This is a genomic window from Lacrimispora xylanolytica, assembly GCF_026723765.1.
Lineage (GTDB): Bacteria > Bacillota > Clostridia > Lachnospirales > Lachnospiraceae > Lacrimispora > Lacrimispora xylanolytica.
In genome coordinates this window covers 190,556-205,714 of record NZ_CP113524.1, presented here as the reverse complement: position 1 = coordinate 205,714, position 15,159 = coordinate 190,556, and the positions used below count along the sequence as shown (strand labels likewise).

The window sequence follows — 15,159 nt, the reverse complement described above, 5'->3', positions numbered from 1 at the left end:
CTGAATATGTTAATGGGATAACTGTCCAGGTCGCTTTTCCTTTATCTTCTCTGGAAAATCTTTGTCAAATTCTTCTGTCTCCTCATTAGAAGGCTCAAAGGATTCATCAAACTTAAGGATTCCTTCCATATCTTTCAGTGCCCCATGAACCAATGGCTTCACCATAAAAAATGTAAATTCCCCATCTCTGTTCTCATCCAGATAAATCCCATATTTACTTGCTGATTCAAAACCGAGCTTATGATAATGCTTAGAGCTACCAGTGATGAACACAGCCTCATGAGAAAGCTGTTCCGCCATTTTCATACTATGGAGAATTAAGTTCTTACCAAGCCCCTGCCCCTGGCAGTCAGGTCTTATAGCCACAGGTCCAAAACCAATAAACTTTTTTGTTTCCCCACTGTCTTTATGTAAAGTTACATAAGAATACATGATAGAGCCAACGATTTCTCCATTTCTCTCGATGACCAGATCAAGCTCCTGAATAAATTCAGAACTCTTTCTTAATTTATGAGCGATTAAATGTTCGTTGCACCCTGGGTGGTAAACATTCCAGAAAGCTTCCCGTATAAGATTTTCCACCTCAAAATAGTCTTTTTCTTCCTCAATGCGAATGATATCATTCATAATCCACGCTTTCCTCCCCAAAACAGTTACTTAAACTATTTCATTCCTATATACATCCCATGCACACTAGCGCCTAAAATTGAAGGCTCTTCACAAGTTGTAAGGTGATACTGATACAATTGTTCCAGGCTCTTTTCCGATGCCTCATGCATTTTTTTACCCAAAGCATACATCATACCGTCTTGCCCAATATGATGTATTTTCCTGATGCCACACTGGCTGGTTAGCTTCTCAATTTCTTCTGGTGTTGTAAATGTAAAAATGGAATCTGTTTTATCCTGAAATATACGAATCCCATCTCCAATGTTTTTCAACTCTTCCTCTATGTATACAAAAAATTGGGCGAAACGATTGATATAGGAAAGTACTAAAACCCCACCCGGCTTTAAGAGCCGTTTACATTCCTGTACGGTTCTTAATCTCTCTTCTTCCCCTAAATGATACAACGCACCCATACAGAGGACTACATCAAAGCTCTCATCACCAAATCTAGACAAATCAAGCACATTCGCCACTTGAATGCCTTCCAGCAAAGTGGACTTCTCATGCTTTTTCATTAGCTCCACATTATGAGGCACTAAATCACAGGAGGTCACTTTATGACCCTGTTCTGCCAAATAAAAGGAATAAATTCCTGTTCCTGCACAGGCATCTAAAATTTTGCTGCCCGGTTTCAATACTTTGTTGAAATATTCTACTGTTGTTAAATACTCAAATTTATGTCGCTTAAGCCTACCATCTTCATCATAGTTCTTATAATACTCAACCACCCGATTTTCCATTTTCTCCCACACCCAGTCATTTTTACTCAGCGTAAACCTTACCTTTATTTTCAGATCATTTCAATTCTCCCTTAATGGATTAGGATCCGGATACCACGTGTTACTAATATCCTTTCCACTAAAACACCGTCTTTCGCCATTGGATTTCTGCATATACATATCTTCCTCCGGGTAGTAACAGGTATCTTCCGGTTCATTGGTACCAACATCCAAAATCTCCAACACCTTATTTCCCCATGAACACAACAATCGTCCTTGGTGGAACCATAAATTGTCTTCCCTCTGCTTTCGGTTCTTTCCCAGAGTCATACATCCCATTGATCTCTTTTTCATCGGTATGAAATACCACGTGCCAGGACTTTCCTTCCTTCAGACTTGGCAGATCAAACTGATGAGGTTCCCAATGCATGTTGAAGGCTACATAGAAACTGTCATCCTTTGTCCCGTCCGCCTTTTTCCCGTATTCACCCCAGTAGAATATACCAAGCTGACGCCTGAAATTCTCATACTTCGGGCACCATGCTCTTACACCATGATAAGACATATCCGGTAGACCGCAGACAAGATAATCCATTAACTTAGGTTCCTTTTCCATATGAAACACGGAGTGAGACTTCCGAAACGCAATCAGCGCTTTCACGAACTCAAACATATCCTGATTCTTCTTTAAGAGATTCCAGTTAAGCCATGATATCTCGTTATCCTGACAATACGCATTGTTATTACCTGACTGGGTATGTCCAAACTCATCTCCCGCCTTGATAAGAGGCGTTCCCTGACTTAAGAACAGAAGTAAAAATGCATTCCTCAGCTGCTTTTTTCTAAGCTCCATCACAGCCTTTTTCCTGGTAGGCCCTTCCGTTCCACAATTCCAGGAGTAGTTATAAGGAGTTCCATCCTGATTGTTCTCCCCGTTCCCTTCATTGTGCTTGGTATCATAGGAAACCATGTCCATCATGGTAAACCCATTGGTAGATGCCATAAAGTTAATCACTCCCCGGTCAGGTGGATTGTTCCTTAAGCGAAAAGCCAGGTTCTTCATCTGGTCTTCATCCCCCTTAAGCACCCTGCGCATATCAATAAGGAAGCCGTCATTGCAATCTGCCAGATGTTTTCTTCCGCCTTCCTTCTTTTCCTCCCAGGAATGAGCCAAAAGCTTTAAACGGCTTAGGTAAGGGTCATTTCTCAACAGCTCCAGAGGCAGAAAGCCTGACAAATGGATTCCGTCTAAATGAAATTCCTCCGCCCAGAAACGAACCACATCAAGAACAAAGGAGGCAGGCTCTTTACCGGTAAAGTAAAGCTCTGCAATTAACTCCATCCCCTCTTTATGAAGGGCCTTGACCAGACTTTTTAATTCCGTCCCCGGATTCGTCCCCCCAGAAGCATAAGATGATTTCGGAGAAAAGTAAAATCCAGGCCCGTATCCCCAATAATTGATTTTTCCGGTAGGCTTATCCACACCAAAGGGGTTCCCGAGCACACGTTCCGGCAGAATTACCTCCTGAAACTCATTGACCGGCATAAGCTCCACCGTTGTAATTCCCAGTTCTTTTAAGTACGGAATCTTTTCTATGATCCCCTGAAATGTCCCTTTTTCCTTCACACCAGAGGAGCTATGGTTTGTAAACCCACGGCAATGCATGCGGTAGATGATGGTATCTTCATAAGGAATAAGTGGCAGCCGATCTCCCTGCCAGTCAAAGTCCACGGATTCCACTGGTGAAAGTAAGATATTCTGGACATGTTCCAAATCTCCCCAGGTATCCCGGTTTAAGAACCGCTTCCCATAAGGATCAGAAAAGCGTTTGCCATCCATTTCAAAACAGTAGGAAAGGCCGGAAAAATCATCTCCTAGCACAGTCATAGAATAGACATTTCCTCTTCTTGTTTCCTTAGGAAAGGGAAGACTGCAGATCGGCTCCTTCTCTCCCTCTTTAAACAGCAAAAGGCTTACGCTATCTCCTTCTGCGGCTGTGCAAAGATGGATCCCACCGGGCACCATATGGAGCCCCATGGGATAGTTTTCATTTCCGGCCTTAATCCTGTACTGTTCCATACATCTTCTCCTCTGCCACTTCGTCCCTTTTACTGGTTCTTGATTTGCTCCGCCAGCTCATTTAAGTACATCCAGCGTTCCATTTTCTCTTCCAGAAGCTGTTCTTTTTCCGTCTTTTCCTTCATCAGGGCATTTAGCTTGCTGTAATCTCTGGCTGCCTCAGCCATCAATATCTCCAGCCCCTCCAAAGCCTCTTCCAAGGCCCCGATTTCATCTTCAACGGTATCCCATTCCTTTTGTTCCTTGAAGGAGAATTTAAGCTTTCGTTCTGATTTTGGCTTTTCCTGCTTCTTTTTCTCGCCGTTTTCAGCCTTCTTTAACGCTCCATCCTTTGGTTCCGTTCCCTCTGGATTCTTTGCTTCATAAGCCGCCTGGTAATCGGTAAATCCACCCTCATACTGAGTCACCCGGCCATCGCCTTCAAAGGCAAAGATACGGCGCACCACACGGTCCAGGAAATACCGGTCATGGGAAACGGTAATTACAATTCCTAAAAAGCTGTCCAGATAATCCTCTAAGATGGTCAGGGTCTGGATATCAAGGTCATTGGTGGGCTCATCAAGAAGCAGTACATTGGGCGCTTCCATAAGAATCCGTAAGAGATAAAGTCGTCGTTTTTCTCCACCTGAGAGCTTTTCCACGGTGGTATACTGAACGCTTGACGGGAACAGGAAACGCTCCAGCATCTGAGAAGCGCTGATGCTTCCGTCCTTGGTCTTTACATACTCAGCCACATTTCGAATGTAATCGATGACCTTAACGCTGCCATCCATATCTTCGCTCTCCTGGGAGAAATACCCCATTTTAACCGTCTGTCCCACGGTAACGGTGCCGGAATCCGCTTCCTGCCATCCAGCGATAATCTTCATCAGGGTAGATTTTCCACTTCCGTTTGGCCCAATGATGCCGATACGGTCATTCTTTAAGAAGATATAGGTAAAGTCCTTCATAAGAACCTTATCTCCATAAGCCTTACAAATATTTTCAAGCTCCACCGTAGTCCGTCCCAGACGGCTGGAAATGGAATCCAGCTCCACGGTCTGATCAAACTCCAGGCCTTTCTGGTCACGGAGTGTCTCATACCGTTCAATATGCGCCTTCTGCTTGGTGGAACGGGCTCTTGCTCCACGCTGCATCCATTCAAGCTCTACTCGAAGTATGGACTGGCGCTTTCTCTCACTGGCAACAGCCATATCCATACGCTCTGCCTTAAGCTTTAAATAGCCTTCGTAATTGGCCTGATAGCTGTATAGCTTTCCCTTATCCAGCTCAACGATCCGGTTGGTCACACTGTCAAGAAAATACCGGTCATGGGTTACCATAAGAAGCGCCCCTTTAAAGCGGCGCAGATAATCCTCCAGCCAGTCTGCCATGCTGCTGTCCAAGTGGTTGGTCGGCTCGTCAAGTACTAAAATATCCACTGTAGACAGAAGAACGCTTACTAAAGCGACCCTTTTTCTCTGTCCCCCGGATAATGTCTCCACTTTAGAATCAAAGTCAGTAAAACCCAGTCTGGTCAGCATCGCCTTTGCCTGGCTCTCTAAATCCCACACGTGGTCATGCCCTTCATTTTCCCGGACAATGCTTTCTATGATGGTATCCCCTTCGTGAAAAATAGGATTCTGGGATAAAAACCGAATGTCCAAGTTCCTTCCCTTCACCACATTTCCCTCATCCGGCACCTCAAGTCCGGCAACAATTTTAAGAAGCGTGGATTTTCCCGTGCCATTGATGCCGATCAGGCCAATCTTCTCCCCTTCGTTAATGCTGAAGCTGGTGTCATCAAACAACAGCCGTTCTGTATATGATTTTGTTAAATGCTCAATCGTCAGTAAATTCATTCCTTATCCTTTTCTCCTGTCTGTCCTTTAGCGGATCACAAGCTCCACCGGGCAGTGGTCTGAACCAAGTACCTCTGTATGGATGGCTGCACTTACAAGCCTGTCCTCTAAGCTTTCTGAAACGCAGAAATAGTCAATGCGCCACCCTGCATTTTTTTGTCTGGCACTGAACCGATAAGACCACCAGGAATACACTTCCTCCTGATCCGGATAAAAATAGCGGTACGTATCAATAAAGCCTGCACCAATGAGATTAGAGAACTTCTCTCTCTCCTCATCGGTAAAGCCTGCATTTTTCCGGTTAGTCTTTGGGTTTTTTAAGTCAATCTCTTTATGGGCCACATTTAAGTCCCCGCAGAAGATCACTGGCTTTTTCTCCTCCAGCTTTTTCAAATAAGCAAGAAATGCTTCCTCCCAGGTCATGCGGTAAGGAAGACGTGCCAGCTCATTCTGGGAATTAGGAGTATAACAGGTAACCACGTAATAATCTTCAAATTCTGCTGCAATAACTCTGCCCTCTTTATCGTGCTCCTCTTCCCCAATTCCGTAGGCAACGGAAATAGGCTCTTCCTTTGTATAAATGGCAGTTCCAGAATAGCCCTTTTTCTCTGCATAATTCCAGTACTGATAATAGCCTGGAGTCGGAAGGTCGATCTGTCCTTCCTGCAGCTTACTTTCCTGAATACAAAATACATCTGCATCCACTTCATTAAAATAATCCAAAAATCCCTTCTCCACGCAGGCACGAAGGCCATTTACATTCCAGGAAATCATTTTTTTCATCATTCATCACCTCAAATTAAAGATAGGAATAGTATACCATTTTCCTGTAGTTTCGAAAAGGGGGCACCGCATAAACTGCGATAACCCCCTGATTTATAAATATTTTTATTCTTTAGCTCTGCTTTTCCTGCCATTTTTTCCGTTCCACAAACCGACCCATGAAAAATGCCAGTACGCCTACTCCTATTCCTGTCTGAAGACAGAAAATAAGGCTCTCCACTTCTCCCGGAAGCTCTCCACCAATCATGGTCTCAAGCACTGGAGTAAACCAAGGCTCATATTCTGTTCCCCGAATCTCAGAAATCATCTGGCTTCCTGCATCATCAGAACCACCAAACTCCGCTCCCTTTACTGCAAAGAGAGGAATAACTGCAATGAGACACACGAGAAGTAACAGAACGGCCATAATCATTTTATTCTTCTTTGTCATCTCAACCCACCTCCTTGGAAAATCCAATGGATTTTAACTCTGGAAGGGCATAAGTCTCAAGAGTCATAACAATAACTGCCGTCAGGATTCCCTCAATGATTGCAAGAGGAAGCTGAGTCGGTGCAAATACCCCTAAGAACTTAATGGCAGAAGCCCCTACACCCCCAACCTCTGATGGGTAGGCAAGGGCAAGCTGAATGCTGGTCACACAGTATGTAAAGAGATCGCCCAGCATGGCAGCCAGGAACACGCTGACAAGCTTATTGACCTTTAAGCCTCTGCATAATTTATATATTCCAAAAGACACGAACGGTCCTGCAATCGCCATGGAAAAGGTATTGGCCCCGAGGGTGGTAAGTCCTCCGTGCGCCAGCAAAATAGCCTGGAAGATCAAAACGATGATTCCAAGTATGCTGACCGCCGACGGCCCAAAGAGGATAGCTCCAAGTCCGGTCCCTGTCATATGAGAGCAGCTCCCTGTGACAGACGGAATCTTTAAGGAGGAAATGACAAAGACAAAGGCACCTGACATGGCTAGAATCGTCATCGCTTTCCTATTATCCCGAAGGGTCTTCTTTATGGAGAAAAATCCCGCTGCCAGAAATGGTACACAGATTGCTCCCCAGGCAATACAGTATTTTACCGGCAGATATCCCTCCATAATATGCATGGCAAAGGCGCTTGGAACAATTCCAAAAGCCAGTGCAAATGCGGTTGCAAGCTTCATGATACTTTTTTCTCTCTTACTCATTTGTTATTCTCCTTCCAATAAAATAAGCACCTTACATCCGACGATTCCCACTCATCAGACAGGCGCTCTCTAAGGGAATCCTTTGTACCACAAAAAATCCCCCGCACCGGTCATCGCTCGTAACCGGCGCGCAGCGAAATGAAAGGCAGGTCTTCTGACTCATGCATCCTCACAACAGCTCCTCTTCCCAGTTACCCAGTGATGTATGGAACTGTGCTCCACATTTACAGCGGCGGGACCGTAAGGGATTCTCACCCTTTTCCCTATTATCCTGCGGAGAATTTTCACAGGCACCTTTCACAAAATACTCTCTTATTTTAGCCTTAATACCATATTCTGTCAAATTATTTTCATTTGCCAGATCCTGCTGCCAACATCACCTCAAGCTCCTTTGGATGCCTGGGACAGATGGCATCCTTTTGTAAGACTCCATATCTTACCAGACTTTCAAATACCTCTAAAATCACTGGCTTTCTTAAATTTGCTTCCTCCAGCACCGCAGGAGAATTAAATACCTCTCTTATGGGACCGTCTGCAATCAATCGACCTCCGGAAAAAACCAGGGCACGCTCTGCCCACTGAAAGGCGAAATCCACATCATGGGTTGATATCAGAAGAGTTTTCCCCAAATCAGATAACTCATCCAGAACTTCTTTTAACATCACCACATTGACCGGATCAAGAGAAGCGGTCGGTTCATCAAACAGAATCACCTCTGGTTCCATGGCAATGATATCCGCAATGCTCACCCGCTTTTTCTCCCCTCCGCTTAAATAGTGGGGAGGCCTCTCCTCCATCCCGGTTAAATTCATGGCCGCCAGTGCAGTATGAACCCGCTTTTTAACTTCCTCTTTTGGAAGCCTTAAATTCATGGGGCCAAAGGAAACCTCTGAAAAAACTGTTGATGCTATGATCTGGTTATCTGCATCCTGAAATACGATTCCAACATTTTTACGAAGCTCCTGAATGTTCTTCCTCCCGATTTCTTTTCCCTGGTAAGTGATTCTTCCCCCATCCGGAGTAAGAACACCGTTAAGAGTCAAAAATAAGGTGGATTTTCCAGCTCCATTGGAACCAAGCACAGCAACCTTTTCTCCTCTTTTCACAGTCAGGTCAATCCCTTTTAAGGCCTCTTTTTCCTGACCGTAGGAATAGCGAATTCCCTCCGCCTTTAATAGTACATCTTCCATCCCATACCTTCTTTCTCTTATGGTACCAGTACGTAAATCAGAAGGAGAATCAGGAAATAACTTAGAGCAGCAATTACCTGCCATGGTCTGACCCCTTTTTCCTCTGATAAAAATAAAAGCTCTCCATCGTAACACCTGGCTGTCATGGCATCGTAATAAGTCCCTGCCCTCTTTAGGGAAACCACAAACAGGTTTCCAGCACTGCTTCCAAACGTCCGGCATGAGGTTTTAAAATCCCGGTATCCAAGTCTTGATACAGCGGCCTGCTTCATAAGACGCTGGGTATCCGTCAAGACAAAAATGAACCGATAGATCATGTGCATCAGCTCTATGATTAACTTTGGTACACGAAGGTATTTTAAAACACCGATAATCTCACTGGCTGGAGTAGATAGAACCAGCATATACATGGCACTTAATGCCCCAACTGCCTTTAAGACCAGTTTAAGAGCTGTCATGCCTCCTTCTTCTGATACCCAAACATAATGTCCAAACCCATGAAACAGCACGTGACCATATGGCCTGGAAGAGATTTCAATTACAATGGCAACCGTTCCAAGAATCAGAAAACCAAGAGGTATTTTAAGAAGCTTTAAATATTTAAAAAGAGGCAAGCCGCCAAACCATACCGTAATTGACGACATGCTTAAAAGCACCGCTACGGAAATGCCCAGTTGGTTTGCTCCAATACAGAATATCAAAGCTCCTGCTGCCACTGCCGTCTTAAAACCAGGACTGATTCCCCTCATACGGGATTCATAGGCATAGGAATCAATTGTCTCCATCCTTTCACCTCCTTTCCAAACTGATTATAAGCCGAGAGAACCTTATTACGCAACAAGGAAAACAATCCTCATAAAGCACTTAATGCGCTTTTGATGCAATCCCAATGAGTCGGCTCCTGGCTTTGTAACATAAAAAAGACAAAGGGAACGGCCGGCTAGGCACCGGCTGCTCGTGCCAGCCGGAACTGAATCGGCTGACCTCCCTTTGTCTCTAATTTTAATTTGTCTTTATATTATTGATTCTCTTGTGACTGTTCTTCTGTCAAAGTAAATACCTGTCTCTTACGAGCCATCTCATCACTTTCAAGATATTCGTCATAGGTAGTGATCTTATCAATTAACTGACCGTTTACGATTTCCATAATGCGGTTGGCTGTTGTCTGTACAATCTGGTGGTCACGGGATGAGAAAAGAATCACTCCCGGGAATTTGATAAGGCTGTTGTTTAAAGCAGTAATGGATTCCATGTCCAAATGGTCCGTCGGCTCGTCCAACAGAAGTACATTGGAAGCAGAAATCATGAGCTTTGAAAGCATACAACGAACCTTCTCACCTCCGGATAATACCTTGACCTTCTTTACGCCATCTTCTCCTGCAAAGAGCATACGTCCAAGGAAGCCTCGAACATAGGTAGCATCCTTTTCTGGAGAGTACTGGGTCAGCCAGTCAGCAATGGTATCATCGTTATCAAATTCTGCTGTGTTATCCTTAGGGAAATAGCTTTGACTCGTCGTAATTCCCCACTTATACTCACCCTCATCAGGCTCCATCTCTCCTGCAAGAATCTTAAATAAAATGGTTTTTGCAAGTTCATTTGGTCCTACAAGAGCCACCTTGTCCTCACGGTTAATGGTAAAGGAAAGATTATCAAGAATCTTAACTCCATCAATGGTCTTAGAAAGATTGGTTACAGATAAAACCTCATTTCCAATCTCACGGGCCGGACGGAAATCAATGTATGGATATTTACGGCTGGATGGCTTAATGTCATCTAACTCGATCTTTTCAAGGGCACGCTTTCTGGAAGTCGCCTGCTTTGATTTGGAAGCATTGGCAGAGAATCGCTGAACGAATTCCTGAAGTTCTTTGATCTTCTCTTCCTTCTTGCGGTTTGACTCCTTCATCTGCTTCACCATAAGCTGACTGGACTCATACCAGAAATCATAGTTTCCTGCGTAAAGCTGAATCTTGCTGTAATCAATATCAGCAATATGGGTACAAACCTTATTTAAGAAATAACGGTCATGGGATACTACGATTACGGTATTCTCAAAGTTAATAAGGAACTCTTCCAACCAGGCAATGGCATCTAAGTCCAAATGGTTGGTAGGCTCATCCAGAAGAAGAATATCAGGATTGCCAAAGAGTGCCTGGGCAAGAAGAACCTTAACCTTCTCCGCACCATTTAACTCTCTCATGTATTTATAATGTAAATCAGTCTCAATTCCAAGTCCATTTAACAGGTTGGCTGCGTCAGACTCTGCTTCCCAGCCGTTCATGGCAGCGAATTCACCTTCTAAATCTGCTGCTTTGATGCCGTCTTCATCCGTGAAGTCTTCCTTCATGTAGATGGCATCCTTTTCCTTCATAATCTCATAAAGTCTTGTATTACCCATAATAACGGTATCAAGTACCTGGAATTCATCATATTTAAAATGATCCTGCTTTAAGAAGGATAGTCTTTGTCCTGGTGTTATAACAATATCTCCGACCGTAGTCTCCAGTTCACCGGAAAGAATCTTAAGGAATGTGGATTTACCGGCTCCATTGGCGCCGATTAAGCCGTAGCAGTTTCCTTCTGTAAACTTAATGTTTACATCCTCAAACAAAGCCTTCTTCCCGATTCTTAATGTTACGTTATGTGCACTAATCATCTTTAATTTCCTTTCTGTGATCTGCGTATTAATTAAAAAAACCATAAAAAAAGGGGCATTGGACCCCCTCACTTTGTCATCTCTCTTATTTTACATGAAAATCCCGAATTTGCAAGCCTTTTATCAAAAAAGCCATGCCCATCCGGGATTTTCCTGGAATCTTCTTTCTTACTTGGCAGCTTCTACCTTTAATGGGTAATTGGATATGCTTCCAGCGTCATAAGTAACCGATACATAGGTGACCTTCACCTTTGCCTTACTTCCGTTGCTGTCATCATCAGCCGTTCCTAAAACATCAGAATCAAGACCTTCTGCATTATTCTTCATAAAGCTAAGCTCTTTGCCGTCCTCTGTCTGAATGGTAAAGGTGCTCATTGCCTGGTCAGCAACCGTTCCGGTGGCTTCCAAGGTCTTCATGTTCTCCTGTGCATCTAATACAAGAAGGATTTTGGCATTCTTTGCATCTGCCCCTGAAATCTCTCCCTTATAGACTACGGATACCTCGACTCCCTGGTCTAAGGCATAGGATGTTTCAACCGCTGCGTCGTTTAAATCAAGAACGGTCTTTGCACTCCCGTTTTCAATGGTAATGCCTTTCATGTTATCAGTTACACTTATCACCTTGCCAGTTAATATTTTAAATTCCCCGGTATTTCCCGGAGCCTCTGTGCTTACCTGGGCCGTTGTCTCCGTGCTCTTGGTCTCAGCAGTCGTTCCGGTATTTTGTGTCTGACTTGCTTTTTTTCCACAGGCCGTAAATACAAGGGCAGCACAGAGAACCAATGCTGCAATCAAAGTTTTCTTCATAAGCATCCTCTTCTTTCTTTTTTCAATCACCTATGATTTCGCTTTTAGTATAACATCTGATTGTGAAAAATCTTTTTCTTTTTTCTTAAATAATTTTAATGATTGCCTAAAAATGGTAGTTTTCCGCTTAAAACCGTGGTTTTAGAGACTTTTAATCTCACCATCTTTCACCATCTAAAGCAGTCAAAATACAGTCAGAAAATGATATAATCTCCTCTATCATAAATGGGCAGGACCGGAAAACCGGATACCTGCCCTAAATGAAGTTATTCTCTTACTCTTACGTAGATACGGCCAATGATATTTCCATCTGCATCCTTTGCACTAACTAAAACCAATCCTTTACTCAGTGCTGTAACTTTTCCTTTACTGGTTACGTTCGCTATTGATGAATCCATAGGAGCCCATGTCACATTTGCTGTGTTAGTAAAATCATCTACAGTCAATCTGGCCGTCTCTCCTATTTTTAAATCAATTGCAAGCCTGTAATCGTCTGCATTTTCTACAACTAATACATTTATGTAATCTGTATACGATCCGTCCGTACTTTTAACTGTTATAACCGTATTACCAGGCACCAAAGCTGTCACTATACCTTTTTCATTTACTGTAGCAACTGTTGGTTCTGAAGAAGACCACATCATTTGTGTATTAATATTTAAGTCATCATCTACACTCAATTGGAGAGTTTCAGATACTTCTAAAACTACTTTTAATTTAGCTTCGGTTGCGGGAGGTGTTTGAGATGCCTCTGGAGTAGCTAAGGCTTCATTCGAATTACCACTTTCCCTGCCAGCAACTATCGCAGTTACAATATAATAGTATGTAGTTCCATTAGTAACATCTGTATCTGTATATGTAGTATCTTTTACATCTGTTGCTATTGGTGTATATGGACCTCCTGGGGTTGTGGAACGTTTAACGATATAGCTTGTAGCATCGGTTAATGCGTCCCATGTTAAATTCACTTTAGAATCGCCGCCAATGGTTTTTAAAGCTGATGGTAATTCTTCCATTGTAAAACCACTATAATTAACCATACTCTGAGAAAAATTATAAAATCCAAATTTACCTGATGTATACGTGCTATCATTAATTGTTATATTAGCTAAAATTTTATCTCCCTCTTTTACAACGATATTAAAACTTCCCTCACCTGTAAAATTCAAATTAAAATTATATACCGTATTTGCTTTATATCCAATATTATTATTATACAAAGAAGTAACTTTATTTTCACTTCCCGTTGTTATCCACAAATCACCGGCACTAACAGAATCATCTGTATTTATAAGTTTAACGCTCATTCCTTGTTTTGCAGCGTCTTGACTTATTTTTTTCCAATCAAACAAATAATAATGGCCTACATCTTTGTATCCAAAAACAAAGCCTATGAAATCATCATCTGAATTAGTATTAACACTAAAATTACCTTTTATTTTAGCATTATTGCACTCGATATCACTTAGAAAGGCTGACGCTTTAGCATTTACCGTTTGTGTTACTGTAGTTTTAGAAGAGTCTAATTTCCAATTAGGTTGTGGATCGTTAGAATTTGCTAATATGACACTTTTCCAATTAGATAAATCTAATTGTTTAGTAACTGCGGCAAAACCAATAGAAGAATAGGATGTTATTACTGCCATTAATACAATTGCGAAACTTAATAATTTGCTTATTTTTTTCATACAATGCCCCTCCCAAATTTTTTTATTGTAATTATTGCTGTTATACTTAATCCAAATCAATAAATAAAGTGCAGAAAAAAAGCCCTCTGAGAGTAACAAATGACCTGTAAATTTTTCAATATAATCGATTATAGTATTCTGGGATTTCAGCACTTGATTTATGTTTTAGAATGCATTTATATTATCATCTTATATCAACCTGGGCAATTGGTATACTTTCCAAACAAATTTAGCACTATTTCACTAATTTCGATACTCTCCAATGAGCGGCACCCCTTCCTGATCGGATACATACAGCGCACACTCCAGGTCATGGCCAGCTCTAGGTTCGAAATAATACGACAGTCTGTCATTAATAATGCCAGTGTTATTTATAATCACCTCATATACTTTAATGGTATGTCCAACCCTACAGATTGCTACCAGACTGCGTATTTATATCCTGCAAGCAAAAGAAGCCTCGGATCAGTCGAACAGTTTTTAACGAAATCAAAAGAAATGCGATGTCTTTATTTGGTGTTGGCTACGTGTGGATCGTTTTTGACTCTAACGCTGATTTACAAATTATCACAACTCCCAACAAGAGTTCTCTCATAGCAGATGATTTATGTGTACTCGCAGTCATTGATCTTGGCTAAACGCTTTTGAGATTAAAATTATTTGTTTTGCTTCAATATAAAGAATGAGAACGCAATACCCCCGAAAATGCATAAGCCATCATCTCCAGGGGTATGTGAAAAATCTTCAGTTATTTTATTGTAAATTCCTAATTCCTATATATTCTCTCCGTACCTTCCAAGAAAACTCTGAGTCCGAACATTAGAAGAAGAAAACACTTCCTCCGGCGTCCCTTCCTCTACAATAACACCGTCAGCCATAAAAATAACACGGTCCGAGATATCTCTTGCAAACGCCATTTCATGAGTAACAATGACCATGGTGATCTGCAAATCCGCCAGAGAACGAATCACCTTTAACACCTCACCAGTAAGCTCCGGATCCAGAGCAGAGGTGGGCTCGTCAAAAAAGAGAATCTTAGGATTTAACGCCAATGCCCTTGCAATGGCAACTCTCTGGCACTGACCGCCGGAAAGCTGACACGGATACGCTTTAGCCTTATCCTCAAGCCCCATCTTTTTTAAAAGCTTCACCGCTTCTCCATACACCTCTTCCTTATTACGTTTCTGGACATGAAGAGGTGCATCCATAATATTTTGAAGAACTGAAATGTGAGGGAATAAGTGAAAGTTCTGAAATACAAGTCCGTAGTTCTTTTGAATCTTCTTTAATTTATCCTTATCTGCATAAATGCTTGTTCCGCCAGCCTCATTCCAGGCCGCCTTTTCTCCCAGATAAACAAGCTCTCCCCCGTCCATTTGTTCCAGCATGGTGGCACAGCGAAGCAACGTTGATTTCCCCGAACCGGAGGGACCGATGATGGAGACGATTTCACCTTCTTTTACGGACAGGGAGATATCCTTTAAAACCTCCTGGCCGTTAAATGATTTTCGCACGTGGTTCATTTCCAGTAAATACATCATA

The 15,159-nt window shown here is 42.5% G+C and carries 16 protein-coding genes and 1 riboswitch; of the genes, 1 reads left to right on the top strand and 15 read right to left on the bottom strand.

Going from position 1 to position 15,159, the window contains the following annotated elements; genetic code table 11:
• Positions 1 to 9: 9 nt before the first annotated feature.
• The 14 genes from OW255_RS00980 to OW255_RS00915 all read right to left on the bottom strand — a co-directional run bounded on the left by OW255_RS00980 (position 10) and on the right by OW255_RS00915 (position 13,617).
• On the bottom strand, positions 10 to 627 hold the full coding sequence (locus OW255_RS00980) for a GNAT family N-acetyltransferase (RefSeq protein ID WP_268115347.1): 618 nt from the start codon (positions 625 to 627) through the stop codon (positions 10 to 12).
• Positions 628 to 662: 35 nt separating this feature from the next.
• Positions 663 to 1,409 (bottom strand): class I SAM-dependent methyltransferase, encoded by a 747-nt coding sequence (locus OW255_RS00975; protein WP_268115346.1) that lies wholly within the window; start codon positions 1,407 to 1,409, stop codon positions 663 to 665.
• Between the two features lie 60 nt (positions 1,410 to 1,469).
• Positions 1,470 to 1,634, bottom strand: a complete 165-nt coding sequence (locus tag OW255_RS00970; protein WP_268115345.1) for a hypothetical protein — start codon at positions 1,632 to 1,634, stop codon at positions 1,470 to 1,472.
• Between the two features lies 1 nt (position 1,635).
• Positions 1,636 to 3,468: an alpha-amylase family glycosyl hydrolase gene (locus OW255_RS00965; RefSeq protein ID WP_268115344.1), complete on the bottom strand. Its 1,833-nt coding sequence runs from the start codon at positions 3,466 to 3,468 to the stop codon at positions 1,636 to 1,638.
• A 29-nt stretch (positions 3,469 to 3,497) separates the two neighbouring features.
• Positions 3,498 to 5,309: an ABC-F family ATP-binding cassette domain-containing protein gene (locus OW255_RS00960; protein ID WP_268115343.1), complete on the bottom strand. Its 1,812-nt coding sequence runs from the start codon at positions 5,307 to 5,309 to the stop codon at positions 3,498 to 3,500.
• A 27-nt stretch (positions 5,310 to 5,336) separates the two neighbouring features.
• Positions 5,337 to 6,092 carry an exodeoxyribonuclease III gene (locus tag OW255_RS00955; RefSeq protein ID WP_024837767.1) on the bottom strand — a complete coding sequence of 252 codons (756 nt, stop codon included), beginning with the start codon at positions 6,090 to 6,092 and terminating at the stop codon, positions 5,337 to 5,339.
• Positions 6,093 to 6,204: 112 nt separating this feature from the next.
• Positions 6,205 to 6,522: an energy-coupling factor ABC transporter substrate-binding protein gene (locus OW255_RS00950; protein ID WP_268115342.1), complete on the bottom strand. Its 318-nt coding sequence runs from the start codon at positions 6,520 to 6,522 to the stop codon at positions 6,205 to 6,207.
• Between the two features lies 1 nt (position 6,523).
• Positions 6,524 to 7,273 (bottom strand): energy-coupling factor ABC transporter permease, encoded by a 750-nt coding sequence (locus tag OW255_RS00945; protein ID WP_268115341.1) that lies wholly within the window; start codon positions 7,271 to 7,273, stop codon positions 6,524 to 6,526.
• Between the two features lie 31 nt (positions 7,274 to 7,304).
• A complete protein-coding gene (locus OW255_RS00940) occupies positions 7,305 to 7,436 on the bottom strand; it encodes a hypothetical protein (protein WP_268115340.1) in 132 nt (43 codons plus the stop codon).
• A riboswitch (cobalamin riboswitch) is annotated at positions 7,401 to 7,586 on the bottom strand. It overlaps the preceding gene by 36 nt.
• A 37-nt stretch (positions 7,587 to 7,623) precedes the next feature.
• The gene (locus OW255_RS00935; RefSeq protein WP_268115339.1) at positions 7,624 to 8,463 is read right to left on the bottom strand and encodes an energy-coupling factor ABC transporter ATP-binding protein; all 840 of its coding nucleotides are present in this window, start codon (positions 8,461 to 8,463) and stop codon (positions 7,624 to 7,626) included.
• A 17-nt stretch (positions 8,464 to 8,480) separates the two neighbouring features.
• Positions 8,481 to 9,248, bottom strand: coding sequence for a cobalt ECF transporter T component CbiQ (gene cbiQ, locus OW255_RS00930; RefSeq protein WP_268115338.1), 768 nt, complete (start codon positions 9,246 to 9,248; stop codon positions 8,481 to 8,483).
• A 233-nt stretch (positions 9,249 to 9,481) separates the two neighbouring features.
• Positions 9,482 to 11,122 (bottom strand): ABC-F family ATP-binding cassette domain-containing protein, encoded by a 1,641-nt coding sequence (locus OW255_RS00925; RefSeq protein ID WP_026891003.1) that lies wholly within the window; start codon positions 11,120 to 11,122, stop codon positions 9,482 to 9,484.
• A 168-nt stretch (positions 11,123 to 11,290) separates the two neighbouring features.
• Positions 11,291 to 11,929, bottom strand: a complete 639-nt coding sequence (locus tag OW255_RS00920; RefSeq protein ID WP_268115337.1) for a hypothetical protein — start codon at positions 11,927 to 11,929, stop codon at positions 11,291 to 11,293.
• 266 nt (positions 11,930 to 12,195) lie between these two features.
• Positions 12,196 to 13,617, bottom strand: coding sequence for an Ig-like domain-containing protein (locus tag OW255_RS00915; RefSeq protein ID WP_024837773.1), 1,422 nt, complete (start codon positions 13,615 to 13,617; stop codon positions 12,196 to 12,198).
• 503 nt (positions 13,618 to 14,120) lie between these two features.
• On the opposite strand from OW255_RS00915, the gene OW255_RS21030 reads away from it, so the two are divergent.
• Entirely contained in the window at positions 14,121 to 14,255 is a 135-nt protein-coding gene (locus tag OW255_RS21030) for a Fe-Mn family superoxide dismutase (RefSeq protein ID WP_081752367.1), read from the top strand.
• A gap of 135 nt (positions 14,256 to 14,390) precedes the next feature.
• Here the strand turns inward: OW255_RS21030 and OW255_RS00910 are convergent, their stop codons facing one another.
• Positions 14,391 to 15,155, bottom strand: a complete 765-nt coding sequence (locus tag OW255_RS00910) for an amino acid ABC transporter ATP-binding protein (RefSeq protein ID WP_268116653.1) — start codon at positions 15,153 to 15,155, stop codon at positions 14,391 to 14,393.
• Positions 15,156 to 15,159: the final 4 nt, after the last annotated feature.